General features: G+C 56.9%; 18 protein-coding genes. 8 read left to right on the forward strand and 10 right to left on the reverse strand.

What is annotated here, in order from left to right; translation table 11 throughout:
* Positions 1-10: 10 nt before the first annotated feature.
* The 9 genes from E5K02_RS10865 to E5K02_RS10905 all read right to left on the reverse strand — a co-directional run bounded on the left by E5K02_RS10865 (position 11) and on the right by E5K02_RS10905 (position 4,282).
* Entirely contained in the window at positions 11-403 is a 393-nt protein-coding gene (locus E5K02_RS10865; protein WP_135394836.1) for a hypothetical protein, read from the reverse strand.
* Entirely contained in the window at positions 400-678 is a 279-nt protein-coding gene (locus E5K02_RS10870) for a hypothetical protein (protein WP_135394837.1), read from the reverse strand. The genes E5K02_RS10865 and E5K02_RS10870 overlap by 4 nt, the downstream gene beginning before the upstream one ends.
* Before the next feature lie 32 nt (positions 679-710).
* A complete protein-coding gene (locus E5K02_RS10875) occupies positions 711-2,084 on the reverse strand; it encodes a hypothetical protein (RefSeq protein ID WP_135394838.1) in 1,374 nt (457 codons plus the stop codon).
* Between the two features lie 234 nt (positions 2,085-2,318).
* Positions 2,319-2,672, reverse strand: coding sequence for a hypothetical protein (locus E5K02_RS10880; RefSeq protein ID WP_135394839.1), 354 nt, complete (start codon positions 2,670-2,672; stop codon positions 2,319-2,321).
* Between the two features lie 14 nt (positions 2,673-2,686).
* Positions 2,687-3,031 (reverse strand): helix-turn-helix domain-containing protein, encoded by a 345-nt coding sequence (locus E5K02_RS10885; protein ID WP_135394840.1) that lies wholly within the window; start codon positions 3,029-3,031, stop codon positions 2,687-2,689.
* Entirely contained in the window at positions 3,007-3,420 is a 414-nt protein-coding gene (locus tag E5K02_RS10890; RefSeq protein WP_135394841.1) for a hypothetical protein, read from the reverse strand. Before E5K02_RS10890 ends, E5K02_RS10885 begins: the two co-directional genes overlap by 25 nt.
* Complete coding sequence (locus E5K02_RS10895; RefSeq protein ID WP_135394842.1) at positions 3,420-3,731, reverse strand: hypothetical protein; 312 nt, start codon at positions 3,729-3,731, stop codon at positions 3,420-3,422. The genes E5K02_RS10890 and E5K02_RS10895 overlap by 1 nt, the downstream gene beginning before the upstream one ends.
* On the reverse strand, positions 3,728-3,991 hold the full coding sequence (locus E5K02_RS10900; protein ID WP_135394843.1) for a hypothetical protein: 264 nt from the start codon (positions 3,989-3,991) through the stop codon (positions 3,728-3,730). Before E5K02_RS10900 ends, E5K02_RS10895 begins: the two co-directional genes overlap by 4 nt.
* 33 nt (positions 3,992-4,024) lie before the next feature.
* A complete protein-coding gene (locus tag E5K02_RS10905; RefSeq protein WP_135394844.1) occupies positions 4,025-4,282 on the reverse strand; it encodes a hypothetical protein in 258 nt (85 codons plus the stop codon).
* Between the two features lie 281 nt (positions 4,283-4,563).
* Between E5K02_RS10905 and E5K02_RS10910 the strand changes: the two genes are divergently transcribed.
* The 8 genes from E5K02_RS10910 (at position 4,564) to E5K02_RS10945 (ending at position 13,271) form a co-directional block, all read left to right on the forward strand.
* A complete protein-coding gene (locus E5K02_RS10910; RefSeq protein WP_135394845.1) occupies positions 4,564-4,890 on the forward strand; it encodes a hypothetical protein in 327 nt (108 codons plus the stop codon).
* 60 nt (positions 4,891-4,950) lie between these two features.
* A complete protein-coding gene (locus E5K02_RS10915) occupies positions 4,951-5,814 on the forward strand; it encodes a hypothetical protein (protein ID WP_135394846.1) in 864 nt (287 codons plus the stop codon).
* Positions 5,814-6,326: a hypothetical protein gene (locus E5K02_RS10920; RefSeq protein WP_135394847.1), complete on the forward strand. Its 513-nt coding sequence runs from the start codon at positions 5,814-5,816 to the stop codon at positions 6,324-6,326. The genes E5K02_RS10915 and E5K02_RS10920 overlap by 1 nt, the downstream gene beginning before the upstream one ends.
* Positions 6,327-6,619: 293 nt before the next feature.
* Complete coding sequence (locus tag E5K02_RS10925) at positions 6,620-7,978, forward strand: hypothetical protein (protein WP_135394848.1); 1,359 nt, start codon at positions 6,620-6,622, stop codon at positions 7,976-7,978.
* 4 nt (positions 7,979-7,982) lie between these two features.
* A complete protein-coding gene (locus E5K02_RS10930; protein ID WP_135394849.1) occupies positions 7,983-8,318 on the forward strand; it encodes a DUF4325 domain-containing protein in 336 nt (111 codons plus the stop codon).
* A 12-nt stretch (positions 8,319-8,330) separates the two neighbouring features.
* Positions 8,331-9,002 (forward strand): hypothetical protein, encoded by a 672-nt coding sequence (locus tag E5K02_RS10935; RefSeq protein WP_135394850.1) that lies wholly within the window; start codon positions 8,331-8,333, stop codon positions 9,000-9,002.
* A 139-nt stretch (positions 9,003-9,141) separates the two neighbouring features.
* The gene (locus E5K02_RS10940; RefSeq protein WP_135394851.1) at positions 9,142-10,494 is read left to right on the forward strand and encodes a tyrosine-type recombinase/integrase; all 1,353 of its coding nucleotides are present in this window, start codon (positions 9,142-9,144) and stop codon (positions 10,492-10,494) included.
* Between the two features lie 182 nt (positions 10,495-10,676).
* Positions 10,677-13,271, forward strand: a complete 2,595-nt coding sequence (locus tag E5K02_RS10945) for a cellulase family glycosylhydrolase (RefSeq protein ID WP_167856365.1) — start codon at positions 10,677-10,679, stop codon at positions 13,269-13,271.
* A 15-nt stretch (positions 13,272-13,286) separates the two neighbouring features.
* Here E5K02_RS10945 and E5K02_RS10950 read toward each other — a convergent pair whose 3' ends face one another.
* Complete coding sequence (locus E5K02_RS10950) at positions 13,287-14,330, reverse strand: LacI family DNA-binding transcriptional regulator (RefSeq protein ID WP_135394853.1); 1,044 nt, start codon at positions 14,328-14,330, stop codon at positions 13,287-13,289.
* Between the last annotated feature and the right edge of the window lie 17 nt (positions 14,331-14,347).

Raw genomic sequence — 14,347 nt, forward strand, 5'->3', positions numbered from 1 at the left:
CTCGCTTTCATCAGACGATTTCGAAGAACTGTTTGACATTGTGGGCGGCCGAGTTCACCTTGGCCAGCAGGTTCATAAAAGGCACATCATGAGCATCCTGGGCCGAGAAAATCCAGGTCTGGATATAGAGCGAGTTCAGGAGTACCACCTCGTGCACCTGCAGGCGCCACTTCCGGGGCTTTAGCCGGCGCATCTTATCACGTGGCCACGTGCCGGCAGTGAGTCGCTCCAGCTGGCGCAGCAGCCGGGCCGTAGGCTCGACGCTGAGCAACTCCAGCACGTAGAGCCGCCGGTGGCCACTGTAGTAGGTCAGCACCTGGTGGTACATCCGGAGCGAGTGGCATAAGGCCACGGCTTCATCCTGGTGCAGCTGTAGCACCTGGTCGTATTGACGCAGGTTCATTTCCAGACGCCGTCTTTCACCCACACCTCCTCCTGCTTGCCGGTCTGGTTGTCGTAGAGGATGGCTTCCTTGACCGTGGAGCCCATTTTCTCGACCATTTTACGCAGGCCACGGATGCCGTATTCGCGGGGAGACTCTACTTGGTAGCGGCCGCTGGAATCGAAGGAGGTGAAGTGCTTCTTATTGCCGTCCTTCCACACCACCCAAACGCGGGTAAGGGCATTCTGGCGCATGTTGATAGGGGGAGCAGACGAGCGGGCTTGCTGGGTATTCATCGTGGAAAAGATGTGAGGTGAAAAAATCTAGGTTAAGCCTGCGCGCTGGCGGCCAGCGACGTGGCCAGGCCGAGCATGCTTAGGCGGGCATGGTAGAGGGTAAGGCCTTCGGCGCCACCGAGGCGCTTGACTTCGGTGCGGTGGTACCAGTGCAGGGCCAGCAGGTCTTTGCGTTTGGCCCGGTCTGAGGCGGGCACCTTCTCGCCCCGGTCCAGGCTCTGGCGCTGGCGCAGTTCGGTTTCGGCCAGCTGCAGGGCGCGGTCCAGGGGCGTAAGGCCCCCTTTGGGGCGGTTCATCTTGCGGGCCAGCCACAAGCGCGTGCCAGCAAAGCCATGCGTATTCTCCTGGTCGAAGTAGCCGGCGCCAGCCTGCACCATGGCGTAGGGCAAGGGCAGGTACACTTCCGGGTGCAGCTGCAGGTGGTGGCGCACCAGCTCGACGCGGTCGAGCAGCATGCGGTGCACCTGGTCCCACTTCGCCGGCGCCGCGGCCATCAGGGCCGGCTTGTACTGGCCCAGCCAGATGGCGCGCAGGATCTTGCGGGTTTCCTGCTCGGTGAATTGGTGGGTTGGGTAGAGCAGCTGCTTGGCCATGGCCCAGAATTCGACGACGAAGCGGTCCACACGGGCCGTTCCTGTGGCTTCTGGCGAGGGCTGCGGCGCGGTGGTAGTTCGGGCCGCCCGAGCCACGGCGCGCCCCCTGTACCGAGATTTCGACGCCTGGCCGGCGTCGCCTGCCCCTTCGCGGTGGCCCTGTGGTTCCAGTAAGGGGGTTCCAGTCCGTTCCTGCGCGGGTTGGAGTGGCATTTTATCCACTGGAACGACTTTCCTTATCTGAGTTTCTAGTGTTTCAAGAACCTCATTAGGTGGAAAATATTTACCGTTTGTGGATAAAGAAAGGGGCTGTGAGGATGTTTTAGAACGGCCCGTCAGGGTCGTTTTTAGGCTTTCCACCGGCGTTTCCCACACCAGGGCAGGGTTTACCCACAACCAGTAGCTGTGGGTCCTGCCGCGGAATTTATAGTCCACCACGAAGCCGTGCTTCTTGAGCTGCTGCAGGTGGTTGCGCGTGGTGCGGGCACACATGTCGCGGGCCTCCCCTAGCTCGCGGCCGTTGGCCTCGATGCGCGGGCTCGTGTAGCCCGTATCCGTCACGAGCTGATCCCAGAGCAGCGGGGTGGCCAGCATCTTCTGGGCCTCGGCCCGGGCACGCGGGAGCAGGATTTCCACGAACAGCGTCTTCGCCCCGTCGCAGATAACGCGGGGACCATAGCGCTTCACTAGCTTGGTGCTGCCGTCTTTGTAGGTACGCGTGTGGGTGCGAACAGAGCGGTTCGCGTTGAGCTGCTTGATGCGCTTATGCACATCCAGACGGGAAGCGGCCAGGGTTCGGAGCGAGGGGAGCATTGGTATTAGAGCAGGTATATAGGATTTCCCCGATGTTGGTCGGGGTCTGAAAAAGGCGATGGAGAAGCAACCGAGGCGGGTATTCCTCTGGTGGCACCATCGCCGAGCTGCGTTGCGGCAGGCCCTGTGGTTCCCTGACTGGCCACGATGCCAGCTCTACCCAAGTGGTAGCTCTTCTACAGGCAGGGAAAAGCATATGCAGGAGTGGTGGGTCCAGTTGGACCCACGCCGGGCCTACCCCTCTCCTGCTTTGACTTGCAGCAGCAGTAGCTCGCCCTGCACCTGGTGCAGGCGGCGCTCGTAGCGCTGCTTGTCTTCCTGAGCCAGGCACAGGTCGGTGGCGTAGCGCACGGGATTCTGCCGGCCCTGCTCCAGGACGAACTCCACGGCCTGGAGCTGGCCGCGCAGGGCGACTGCCTCGTGCTCGAGGCGGGCGCGCTGGCGCTGGCGTGGGTCGGCCACGGGCAGGTGCTTGAGCGAGAGCAGCTGCACGGGCAGGCCGGTCTTGAGGCGCAGCAGCTCGGCCGCCGTCAGGGCCTGGGGCAGTGTGGGGTCGGAGGTATAGAGGGTGATGGTCTGAAAGTGCATAGCAGTGGCGCGCCCTACGAGGCCAGACGCAGGGGCGGAATAGTGGTCAGATCAGCGGCCGTGAAGCCCATCTTGGAGCCGTAGGCCACCAGTGCGGCGCGGGGCACGCGGTAGTAGCCGTCGGAGAACTCCAGGGCGAAGAGGGTGATGCGCTTGCCCTTCAGGTCATACTTGCCCTCGGTAATCCATTTCTTGACGGTGCGCACGCTGGTGCGCGTGGCCTTGGCCACTTCGTCCAGGGTGAGGTACTCGTCGGCGGCTGGGGTTGCGGGCTGAGCGGCGGCCAGGCGCTGCTCCAGCTTGAGCAGGAGCTGTTCCAGGTCGCCCTTGGTGGCTATTTGGTTGGCATCGACGGACATGGCAGGGCAGTCGAGGAAGTGGATGAATGGGGTAGCGGATGGGTGGCCAGTAGGCGCTGGCGGGCGGCATCGAACTGGTCGTTGGCCAGTAAGAGCAGGCGCACCTCGCGCAGGCGGCGCACCTGAGTGGTGGCAAAGCAGACCGTGGGCTGCGTGGCCCCGGCCGGCAGCACGCCCATGCTGCACCCGGCCCAGTGCACGGGGCCGCCGGCGGGGTGATGGTGGGCGTACTGGAAGTGGAACTGCTCGCCGGTGAGGCCGGTCCAGGTGCCGGTGACCAGCGAAAGGCTGGGCGTGGGCGCGGCCTGCTCCCAGACGGTGAAGCCAAGCCCGCGCAGCAGCGCCGCGACGGAGGCGTAGAGGTTGCGGGGGCCGGGCAGGGTTTCCATCAGGCGGCCTGGGGTAAGAGCAGCCGGAACTCGCGGCGGCAGTCGGTGAGGTCAATCTCGCGGATGCCGGCGGGCAGCGCGTCCACCAGTAGCACCTCGTCCTGGGTGCGACCTTCTTCCTGGGCCGAGCGTAGGGCCGCGGGCATGGGGCCACTCACGTACACGGTCAGGTGGCCCTGCCGGTAGCAGTAACCCAGGATGGGCTCGGGGGCGGCGACCAGGGCGCTGCCGGCGGGCAGCTCCTGCACGCGCACCCGCTTGCCGGTGCGGGCATCGGTGAGCGAAACGGGGGTTGTAAAGGTCTTTTTCATGCCTGCGACGCCCGTTGGGAGGTGACTACCTGGAGCTGCCCACCCAGCTGGGCGCGGCGGCGCTGTTCGTAGGCCAGCACCAGCGGAGTTTCTTCCTGGTACTGCGGGTGGGTGGCGTCGATTTCGCGCAGGCGGCGCTTGAGCTGCTTCAGGGGCGTGAGCTGTACCACGGCGGGTGGCAGGTGCTCGTTGACGAGCGTGGCCATGTCGCGGAGGCAGGGCTTACGCGGCCCGGCCGGGGCGTCGGTGTTGAGGCGCATAGGATTGAGCGATAAAGAGTGAGGAAATAGCGGTTATAAGTTGAGCGGCAGGGGCACACTGACCCGGGCCGGGGCCACCGGCAGCAGTTCTTCGGGAATCTGAAAATCGGGCAGGCCGAAGCCGATGAGCGCCACCAGGTGCTCCAGGTTCATCACGCGCCCGATGCGCACGTTGGCCAGCATGGTAGTGGTAGCTTCGTAGCCCGCCCGCACGGCCGTGTCGATGGCGCTGGTGGGCAGGTCTTCGATGACGATCGACAGGAGCCGAAGGTATTTCTGACGCTCAGTCATGTTTGTGTTTGGCACAATTCACCGCGCAATTGCTTTCTTGCAGTTGCTGAGTACTGTACACCACACAAACATACGATTGATACGCACAAGTGCGTAATCACTTTTGAATAAAATATACACTAGTGCAACAAACCACTATTAATCAGCGACTTAAATTTTTGATAGAGACGCTCTCAGAAAGCGTAAGGGCGTTTAGCGAGCAAATCGGCGAAAGCACAGGCAACACAAACAATTATATCGGGTCAAGGCAATTAGCTCCAAAGCATGAATACTTAGCTAAAGTGCTTAAGCATTTTAGCAACGTAGATGCATACTGGCTTGTGACTGGGGAAGGCAAACCCTTCAAGGAAGAAGCTGGTGACTTGCAAACCCAGACTAACGTTTCGGGCAAAAAGAACGCAGTGAACATAGCTGGAGGCAAAGCCACCCAGAACAACTACAGTATCACCGACTGTGAGAAGGAGCGCGATACCTACCGGGCCGAGCGTGACCTAGCACGCCAGGAGGCCCAGTCGCTCCGGGAGCAGCTGGCTCTGAAGGATGCACTGATTGCGGCTAAGGACGAGATGCTCGTGCTGCTGCGTGGGGGGTATAACCGGCCGAATTAAATTGGTTCTTCCACTGCATGTCTAGCAGTGAAGAAAGAGAAACTCAGCAAGTAGAATATCATGAGCAAGAAGTCGCCAGGAGGGGCAAATGATAAACCTCCTAGAATAGCAGCTTTTGCAGGGTTGCCTAAAAAAATTACAGAATTACTAGAGAAGGAATCAGACCGAGGGGTGATTCTAATACTAGCTACCTATTATGAGGAGCTGCTTGGTCTGATTATAAATGCTGGTTGCACAAGCCCAGAACAGGCTGACAAAATCCTAGCTCATCGCCAACCTGCTGGTGATTTTGACTCCAGAATACTTATAGCACATGCATTCGGACTAATACATGATGAAGAAGTAGATGCTCTTCGCATAGTTCAGCGAATACGGAACAAAGCGGCTCACTTTGACCGCTCAGGACGTGGATTTGATGTACTCTTCGATTCGACTGCTACTGCCGATCAAGTCATTGCCTTCGCTAAACTATTCTACCCTAGTGCCGAAATTCCAACACGTCAGCCAGAGTTTCTCAGATTTTTATTCATTCGAGCAGGACGCACTTTATCGACACGTCTGGTAACTAGACTAGGTGAAACAAGGCCTGCTCAAGCATGTAAATCCGCTAAAGAGAAGGCAAACGAAGTTCGTGAGCGGATCAAAGACAGCGAATTTTACAAGCAGTTCGAAAAAGCCATCGAAAAGTATAAAGATGGAGACCACACTGAGATTGACGCTATGATAGAATCTTTTGCGGTTATGCTTAAGACTCCTGAGCACCAAAATGAAAATACCGTGGCGTTAGCAACCTTTGTATTTGGAGAGGTTGATGCTCTAAAAAAAATGCATCACATATCGCAGGAAACGCCTACTGACCTTCCAGACACTGACGAAGCGCCAGATGCTGGGGTTGCGGGGGGCGGCTATAACCGGCCGAACTGATGCATCCAGCTATTCGCCAGAACAACGTTCTAGCCTCCAACCTCTACTTCGCAAGCTGTGTGTTTGCCGTCATCCGGGTGGCAGTAACACTCTATACTCGGATAGTTCTGAAGTTCGCTATTACCAAAACTGACACGGAAGCGCTACTTATGGCACTAGCCTTCTTGCTCGTGCTCTACATAGGCATTCAGTATTTGTTCGGTCTTGGCCTGCGCAGGGGACTCATGTGGGTCAAAGTTATCTTCCTGACCACTACGCTCATCATGGCCTTGGTCTACCTTGTAAGCGTGTTCAGCCCTACCCCGCTACCCTTCGACAGGAACTACGATACTCCACTCAAAGCTTTCCTGCTCGGCACTGAATTCTTGCTTTCCCTGTGGGCCGTGGTGGTCATCTTCAAGGGCTTCGGCATCAGCGACAGAGTATCAATGGAAGCCTTTACAGCGCAACAAGTTGCCGAAGAGGCCCCAGATGCTGGGGTTGCGGGTGGCGGCGATAACCGACTGAACTAACTTATTTGTACCCACTGACCCGCTTATCCAGGGCCCGCCGTGGCGGTGGGAAGATCATGATCAATTAAGAAGTAGTGAAGGCTGTTGACATATTTGCCGGTATCTTCGCTACAGGCTATAGTCTGTGGTGGGTTTCATACAGAAAATTGCGAAGCTGCACGGTATCCTCATACTTTTTTAACAATTGTCCACCCCAACACTACGAAGGACGCTGTTCTAGCACATTCGCTCCAGCAAAAGCTAAGCGTGGAGTAGCCCGACTACCGCTATAAGCACCTTTGGTTATCTTTTCTATGAGTAAGGGATCACATCAAAAACAAGTAAGGGCAACTGCTCGAGGGCAAAAACGTTTTTTAAACAGTGTTCGACGCCAGGATAAAGTATATCAGGACACCCTTCCTGATCCACTTAAGGCGACGAGGTGGGCACGTACAAAGCGAAACCTCCCCCGCTACGACAGCACCCTGGAGCATCTTTTGAAACACTATCGAAAGCTTTCTCCAGGGATCGTTGATAAGAAGCTGGACGGCAAACCTCTACGTGTCCCCATGTTTTTTTCTCTAACTCATTATCCAGTAGAAAGCTTTGCCTTCCTGCGCAAGCTTTTCTATGCCCTACACAAGGCCGATGATACGCACCTTGTACTGGATTATGGGCAATGTCTTAGGATAGACTTGGATGCGTCTGTCTGTATGGACGTCCTTTTGACCCGGTTTATTGCCCATTATAAACGCACCCGTAAGCTTGGAGCTGATCTTAAGCGCATTCGCATCATTGATGCAATAATGCTGCATAGTAGAGAAGTAAGAAAGTTTTTACAAAGCACCGGATCAGGCCAGGTTATCCAAGGAATAAATGCTACATTCCCAGACATCATTTCTTGCCCCCTAAGAACTCGCTACAAATCTCCCCACCGGAAGGGTACAAAAGAGATCACAACTACTGAGCTCGTGCAGTATTTGCAAGCTTGCCTAGCTCGATTCGATAAGAAGCTGAATGCGAAGGATAGAGAGCGGTTCAGCGACATCATTGGTGAGGTACTTGCCAATGCTGAAGACCACTCTTCCCTACCGTACAACTATTCAATAGGCCATTTCAATGAACTCAACGGTAATGGGGAACATTCTGGGCGTTTCCAGTGTGTAATCTTAAACTTCGGCAAAACGATCTATGAGCGGTTGAAAGACCCGAATGATTGTAAAAACAAGGATATTCTTCCTGAAATGCAGCGTTTATCAAAACGCTACACCGAGAAAAGCTGGTTTGGGGTTAAAGATGCTCCTTTCGAGGAAGAGACCCTTTGGACCCTATATGCTCTCCAAGACGGGGTGAGCAGTGTCGCCCCTCATAGAGGGAACGGCACAATCCAGTTCATTCGGGACTTCTTAGATCTTCGTAGCAAGGAGTCAAACAAAAGGTCTGTGATGACGTTAATATCAGGACACACCCGTATCCAATTCGATGGCACTCACCATCTGCAAGATAAGCTCAACGATAAAGGCGATACACACACTGTAATAACCTTCAACAAGGCTGGTTCTCTAGAAGAAAAGCCTGACGAGAAATTTGTTACCTTTGCATCCCAGTATTTTCCTGGCACCTTACTTTATGCTGACGTCTACGTTACTGCCGATCACCTCAAACCGCACTAACAGTATGAAAGAGGACGTTTTAATTGATTTAGCCGATTACCGCACTGCTGGCGCCCTCGTCTACACTGGTCGTGACCGTGGAGAAGAAGTGCGTAAGAAATCCCGCGTTGATGAGCTGGCAGAATCAGCTGATCATGTAATTGTTCGAATCCCCGAGGATACTTTCTCAATCAACCCTTCCTTTCTGGAGGAGTTCTTCCGTAATATCGTGAAGAAAATGGGTGCATCTGCCTTCTGGCAGAAGTTTAGCTTTGACAACAAAGGAGAATATCAGGTCAAAGACAACTTACAGCTAGCTATTGAACGCATTCTGCGGAAGAGCAGCGCATTGAGCCGATAGTTTACTGGCTCAATGCATATCGTCTTTTACATTCCCCCAGCTCCAGTTCCTGAACCTGGCTTTTGGGAGTTTAAACTAAGCGACGCTATCAACTCAATCATCGCCTTGATGAGTGTGTTGATAGCGTTTTTTGTTTATCGATATCAGCAGGATAAGGACAAACGGGACTATGAGCAGCAACGCTTGGAGCAGCATCGAGCAGCGTTAATCAAACAAGAAGAACAAGAGCGGGCAGCCCATATTCAAACACAGGAGCAAGTGCGAGCAGCTCAACAACAAGAACGCATTGCTAAACAGGAATGGGTGAGACTGCTGCTAATCGAACCTAATCGTGAATACATTCTTAGCTTCTTTACTGATTTGGAGGAAGCCATGGCAGTGATGAATGCTACTCCTGTCCTGCCAGTTTCACGTAAGCGAGCGGTAGAAGCGACTCATCGACTCCTCAATGAGTTCGAACGCCGCTTTCTTACCTATTTTGACAGTATCGATCACGATGTCGCGAATGAGAATAAAGCGATTTTCGATGAATTGCGTGATACCCTGATAGATACATTGGCAGTCTTTACTGATGAAGACTATATAACTCAGCACAAGTCTCTTATAACATCCATTTTAACAGCAAGGAATAGCTTTTTAAGTAAACTTTACACCTTTTCTTTTGCGACTACTCCAGCACAGTAGCAAGCCAAAGGCAACATAACCTATAAATAAGTCAACACCCAATTAGGAACCTAGAATGTTGATGTGTGCAAATACAAGATAAGGTTATAGTTATCTCCTCTGTTTACAGCGGAGTGCTTCGAAAAAGCAAGCACCACCAATGAAAATTACTCGTCAACTCCGTAAGGATTTGCTGAACCAAACGGGCTTTGCTCCCATCCAGGTCACGATCTGCTGGCAGGGCAACCGCCTGCGCATCAGCTCCGGTCAGCTGTGCCGGCCCGAGTTCTGGGATGAAGCCGAGTCAAAGGTGCTCCCCAAAAAGGGCAGCCACTATAACCACATCAACCCGGTGCTCAACAGCATCTCCGAAGCGGCGGAGCAGGCTCTGTATACGGCCGAGCAAGAGCGACGCCGACTGGATAAGGCCGAACTGGATGGCATCCTGAAGAACCTGCTGCAGCCGGCACCATCCGTGCAAGCCTTTGTAGCGCCGGCAGCCGAGCCCGACATCGATGAGTCGCGGCCACAGTTCTTCCAGCTCATGGACCAGTGGATCCAGGCATATGAAAAGAAGCTGAACCCGAACACCTACCGCAAAATTGCGAAGAGCACGCTGGACGGCCTAGGTGCTACCCGCTCCCGATTCGAAGGGTATGCGCAGGCCCGGCAGGTAGAGCTCAGCCTGCAGGAAATGACGAATGACTTCTACGCTGACTTCCGGGCGTATATGCTCGATGAGCTGGATCAGGAAATCAACACCTTTGGCAAGCACATCAGCCGACTCAAAACCTTCCTGGCCTGGTGCGAGGAGGAGCAGGAACTGGACGTGAATAAGAAGTACCGCAAGTTCCAGTCGCCTTCCCAATACGTGGGGGTGGATGCGTTGACGGAGCATGAGCTGCGGCGCCTAATCAAAATTGACTTCACCTCGGAGCAGGTGAAGGAGCAACTGCTCAAGATCCATGAACAGCACTACAGCACGATGCACTCGCCCGAGCTGCAGCGCTACCAGGCCTGGGCCGCGCACGTCGAGCTAGCCCGCGACAAGTTTCTGGAATGTGCTTACACAGGCCTGCGCATCAGCGACGCAGAGCAACTGGCCTGGCAGCACGTAAAAGGCCAGATGATTCACATCAAAGCCGGCAAAAACCAGCACGAGTGCTACATCCCCTTCTACGACGACGACTTATTCCACATGGTAGAGCTGGCTGGCAAGTACGAAGGCCGGGCACCAGGCGACCTGCTGCTGCCGACCTGTTACCGGGTGAATGAGTTCCTGAAATTTGTGCAGCAGCTGGCCGGCCTGACCCGACTTCCCCTTACAACAAAGCTGGGCCGAAAAACCTTTGTAACCTTGAAGCTCTATCAGGGTGTACCTTCACGTTTGGTGATGCAGTCTACTGGCCACACCACTGAGAGCAGCTTCAACCACTATGTGGGTGTCGACACGATGAAGCTCCTGCAGGAGTATGCACGCCGGTCACCGGGCATGCAGCGGTCAGTGGCATAAATCAGTGGCAGATTTCACGCAATTGGTTTCCAACAGATTCCATCCGATGCATGAAAAAAGCCGTTTACACCGCCCCAGCGTGGTATCTGATGGCTATGGAGGGAAACGAAAGGCACTTGATAAGTCCTTATACGACCACCAAAAAAGGCCCTCAGTACTACACTGAGGGCCTTTTTTATTCTATGGCTTCGTCTCTGACCCGTTTGTTGTGGCTGGTAGTTCTGCTCGGAACTACGCAGCTGGTATCGGCACAAACCCCGGCCGCGGCCCGCCTGCCCGCCGGTGACGTCTTCGTCGACCCGCAGGGCGTGCTGCGCTGGCAGCAGAACAAGCGGGAAGTCGCCCTGTTCGGGGTAAACTACACCGCCCCGTTTGCCCACGCCTACCGGGCCAGCCGCGCCGTGGGAGCCGAGGCCGAAAAAGCCATAACCCAGGATGTGTACCACCTTGCCCGGCTGGGCGTCGATGCCTTCCGCGTCCACGTCTGGGACGTGGAAATAACCGACACGCTGGGCAACTTGCAGCAGAATGAGCACCTGCGCCTGCTCGACCATTTAGTGGCTCAGCTCAAGCAGCGGGGCATCAAGATTATCCTTACCCCTATTGCCTACTGGAACAACGGCTACCCGGAGCAGGACTCGGGCACGGGCTTTTCCAGCGTGTACTCCAAGGTGCAGGCCTATACCAACCCGCGGGCCATCCGGGCCCAGGAGAATTACCTGACCCAGTTCCTGAACCACCGCAACCCCTACACCCAGCAGCTCAACCGCGAAGACCCCGACATCATTGCCTACGAGGTTTGCAACGAGCCCCGCTACCACCAGCCCGAAGCCGCGGTAACGGCCTTTGCCAACAAGATGGTAGCGGCCATGCGAGCTACGGGCTACCGCAAACCCATTTTCTACAACATTGCCGAAAACCCGGAAGTAGCGGAAGCTATTTTGGCCGCCAACGTGGACGGGCTGACGTTTCAGTGGTACCCGTCCGGACTGGTGAGCGGGCATACCCTGCGCGGCAACTTTTTGCCCTACGTAGACCAGTACCCCATCCCGTACCGCACCGACCCGCGGTTTCAGCGCCGGGCCAAGATGGTCTACGAGTTTGAGTCGGGCGACATTATCCAGCCGGTCATGTATCCGTTTATGGCCCGCAGCTTTCGGGAGGCGGGCTTCCAGTGGGCCACCCAGTTTGCCTACGACCCCATGGCCATTGCCTTTGCCAACACCGAGTACCAGACCCACTACCTGAACCTGGCTTACACCCCGGCCAAAGCCCTGAGCCTGCTCATTGCGGGTAAGGTGTTTCGGCAAGTGGGCCGGGGCCAGACTTTCGGCCGCTACCCGGTCGACTCCGTGTTCGACGCCTTTCGGGTGAGCTACCGCCAGGGGCTGAGCGAGATGAACACCGACGAGGAGTTCTACTACACGGCTTCTACTACAACCCAGCCCCGGCGCGCCAACCGCCTGCGGCACCTCGCGGGCGTGGGCAGCTCACCGGTAGCGCAGTACGAAGGCAGCGGCGCCTATTTCCTCGACCGACTGGCCCCGGGCATCTGGCGCCTGGAAGTGCTGCCCGACGCGGTGCCCATCCGGGACCCATTCGAAACCGCTTCTCTGCAAAAGCCAGTCACTCAGATTCTGTGGAATGAGCAGCGGTTGCGCCTTTCCTTGGCCGAGCTGGGCAGCCGCTTTCGCCTACGCGGACTCAATGAGGGCAACAATGCCGCCGCTCAAGCTACGGCTGGCTGGGTGAGCGTGCGGCCCGGCGTGTATTTGCTGGCCGCCTCGGGTAAGAGCACCGGAGCCTGGACTTCCCAATCTGTATTTGGCAACCTGCGCCTGGGCGAGTTTGCGGCCCCGGCTCCCACCACGCTAGGCCCGCAGGTGCGGCACACGGCCGTAGCCCAGGCCACGGCCGGGCAGCCACTACTTATTCGGGCCACGCTCACGGGCCTGGGAGCGGCCGACAGCGTTTTTCTGCTGGCGCAGCATTACTACGGCCGCACGCTGCGGCTGCCTATGCGGCGCCCGGGCTATGCTACGGTGGAGGCGACCGTGCCAGCCGAGCTGACGTATGCGGGGCTGCTATGCTACTGGATTGTGCTCAAGAAAGCCACCGGGGCGCAGCTCACGTTTCCCGGCGGTTTTGCCGGCTCCCCGCGCGACTGGGACTATTTTCCCCGGGACCATTGGGAAGTGCCCCTGGTAGGAGCCAAAACGCCGCTTTACTTGTTCAGCGCCGCTGCCGACAAAGAACAAATCGAAGCCCGCGGCCTGCACCGCACTACCTGGACTGAGTATATCACCACCGAAGCTACCGGAGCCCTGGCCCTGCGTTTTGTGCAGAACGCTTCCAAAGCGGAAGAACCGAAGCCCGTGGAAACAGGGCCCGCGGCTAGCTTACGCGTCTACTACGCCGACAAGCTGCTGGGGCGCCAGCCGGACGTAGGGGACTTTCAGGCAGTGGTTGTGAAGGCGCGGGCCAGCCAGCCCGTGGGGGTGCACCTCGTACTAGCTACCAAAGATGCCGCCGCATTTGCCGCCCCGGTGGCGCTGACGACAGAGTGGCAGGAAGTACGAATTCCGCTGCGGGCTTTTCAGCCCAGCGCCTTGCTGCTGAGCCCCCGGCCCTACCCCGGCTTTTTGCCGCTGCATTTCCAGGCTCCCGCTGCCGCCTTACGCCTGCCCGATACCGAAGTGCTGCAACTGCTGGTCGAGGCCGTGGCCCCGGGCGCCGCGCCGCTGCACGTCGACGTGGAATCCATTTGGCTACACTAGCCGTTGGGAGCTGGGTTATTTCTTACGCAGCCGCACCGATGAATCCCGAATAATGAGCTTGGGCTCCAGCACGACGGGCTTGAGCGGGGCCGCCGTAGCGGGGCGGTTTAGCAGCTTGAGCAAGAGGCGCACGGCGGTGCGGCCCATTTGCTCGCTACGCTGGTCGACTGACGTTAGAGTAGGCTCGGTAAGCTCGGTGAAGGCCTCGTTGCTAAAGCCCACTAGGGCCAGATCCTCGGGCACGCGCAGCCCCTGCTCTTTGACCACCTGCATAGCCCCCACAATAGCTAGGTCGTTGGAAGCAAACACCGCGTCGGGGCGCTGCGACAGGCGGAGCAGCTTGCGCATGGCCTGAGTACCGCTTTTCAGGTTAATATCGGCGTGGTGCGACACGTACTCCGGGCGCAGAGGCAGGCCGTGGGCTTCTAGGGCATCGAGGTAGCCCTGGTAGCGGTTCTTGTTGATATTTACATGCAGCGGCCCGCTGAAAATGGCAATGCGGGTGCAGCCTTGCTCAATCAGGTGCGACACGGCCTGGTAGGCGCCCAGATAGTCGTTGAGCACCACGGCACTCACGTTGGGACCCTGAAAGCCTTCGATGATCCGGTCGAAAAACACCAGGGGCAGACGCTGGTCCTTTACGGCGTCGAAATGGGTGAAATCCTGGGTGGTATTGGCCAACGACACCAGCACGCCTTCAACCTGGGCATGCATAAACAGGTCAATGTTTTTCTTCTCCTGCTGCACGTCCTCATCCGACTGGCAAATCAGCACGTTGTAGCCCGACTTGCTGGCTTCGGTGGCAATGCCGTGCACCACGTGCGGGAAGAAATTGCCGGTAATGTGGGGCACCAGCACACCCAGGGTTTTGCTGCGGCCCCGGCGCAGGGCGGCCGCCAGTTGGTTGGGCTGGTAGTGCATTTCCTTGGCCAGCTGCCGTACCCGCTCCTTGGTTGTCTCGCTAACGTCGTTGTGGTCGGCCAGGGCCCGGGATACGGTAGAAGCCGACAGGTTAAGGGCTTTTGCTAAATCAGTAATGGAGGCCCGACGGTTTGCCATGCACAGAAAAGTTGGGT

Origin of the sequence: Hymenobacter metallicola (genome assembly GCF_004745645.1) — a bacterium.
Taxonomy (GTDB): domain Bacteria; phylum Bacteroidota; class Bacteroidia; order Cytophagales; family Hymenobacteraceae; genus Hymenobacter; species Hymenobacter metallicola.

What these genes read in the sequence shown, in the direction of transcription:
- E5K02_RS10865 (WP_135394836.1), bottom strand. Translation starts at nt 403, where the DNA reads ATGAACCTGCGTCAATACGACCAGGTGCTACAGCTGCACCAGGATGAA.
- E5K02_RS10870 (WP_135394837.1), bottom strand. Translation starts at nt 678, where the DNA reads ATGAATACCCAGCAAGCCCGCTCGTCTGCTCCCCCTATCAACATGCGC.
- E5K02_RS10875 (WP_135394838.1), bottom strand. Translation starts at nt 2,084, where the DNA reads ATGCTCCCCTCGCTCCGAACCCTGGCCGCTTCCCGTCTGGATGTGCAT.
- E5K02_RS10880 (WP_135394839.1), bottom strand. Translation starts at nt 2,672, where the DNA reads ATGCACTTTCAGACCATCACCCTCTATACCTCCGACCCCACACTGCCC.
- E5K02_RS10885 (WP_135394840.1), bottom strand. Translation starts at nt 3,031, where the DNA reads ATGTCCGTCGATGCCAACCAAATAGCCACCAAGGGCGACCTGGAACAG.
- E5K02_RS10890 (WP_135394841.1), bottom strand. Translation starts at nt 3,420, where the DNA reads ATGGAAACCCTGCCCGGCCCCCGCAACCTCTACGCCTCCGTCGCGGCG.
- E5K02_RS10895 (WP_135394842.1), bottom strand. Translation starts at nt 3,731, where the DNA reads ATGAAAAAGACCTTTACAACCCCCGTTTCGCTCACCGATGCCCGCACC.
- E5K02_RS10900 (WP_135394843.1), bottom strand. Translation starts at nt 3,991, where the DNA reads ATGCGCCTCAACACCGACGCCCCGGCCGGGCCGCGTAAGCCCTGCCTC.
- E5K02_RS10905 (WP_135394844.1), bottom strand. Translation starts at nt 4,282, where the DNA reads ATGACTGAGCGTCAGAAATACCTTCGGCTCCTGTCGATCGTCATCGAA.
- E5K02_RS10915 (WP_135394846.1), top strand. Translation starts at nt 4,951, where the DNA reads ATGAGCAAGAAGTCGCCAGGAGGGGCAAATGATAAACCTCCTAGAATA.
- E5K02_RS10920 (WP_135394847.1), top strand. Translation starts at nt 5,814, where the DNA reads ATGCATCCAGCTATTCGCCAGAACAACGTTCTAGCCTCCAACCTCTAC.
- E5K02_RS10925 (WP_135394848.1), top strand. Translation starts at nt 6,620, where the DNA reads ATGAGTAAGGGATCACATCAAAAACAAGTAAGGGCAACTGCTCGAGGG.
- E5K02_RS10930 (WP_135394849.1), top strand. Translation starts at nt 7,983, where the DNA reads ATGAAAGAGGACGTTTTAATTGATTTAGCCGATTACCGCACTGCTGGC.
- E5K02_RS10935 (WP_135394850.1), top strand. Translation starts at nt 8,331, where the DNA reads ATGCATATCGTCTTTTACATTCCCCCAGCTCCAGTTCCTGAACCTGGC.
- E5K02_RS10940 (WP_135394851.1), top strand. Translation starts at nt 9,142, where the DNA reads ATGAAAATTACTCGTCAACTCCGTAAGGATTTGCTGAACCAAACGGGC.
- E5K02_RS10945 (WP_167856365.1), top strand. Translation starts at nt 10,677, where the DNA reads ATGGCTTCGTCTCTGACCCGTTTGTTGTGGCTGGTAGTTCTGCTCGGA.
- E5K02_RS10950 (WP_135394853.1), bottom strand. Translation starts at nt 14,330, where the DNA reads ATGGCAAACCGTCGGGCCTCCATTACTGATTTAGCAAAAGCCCTTAAC.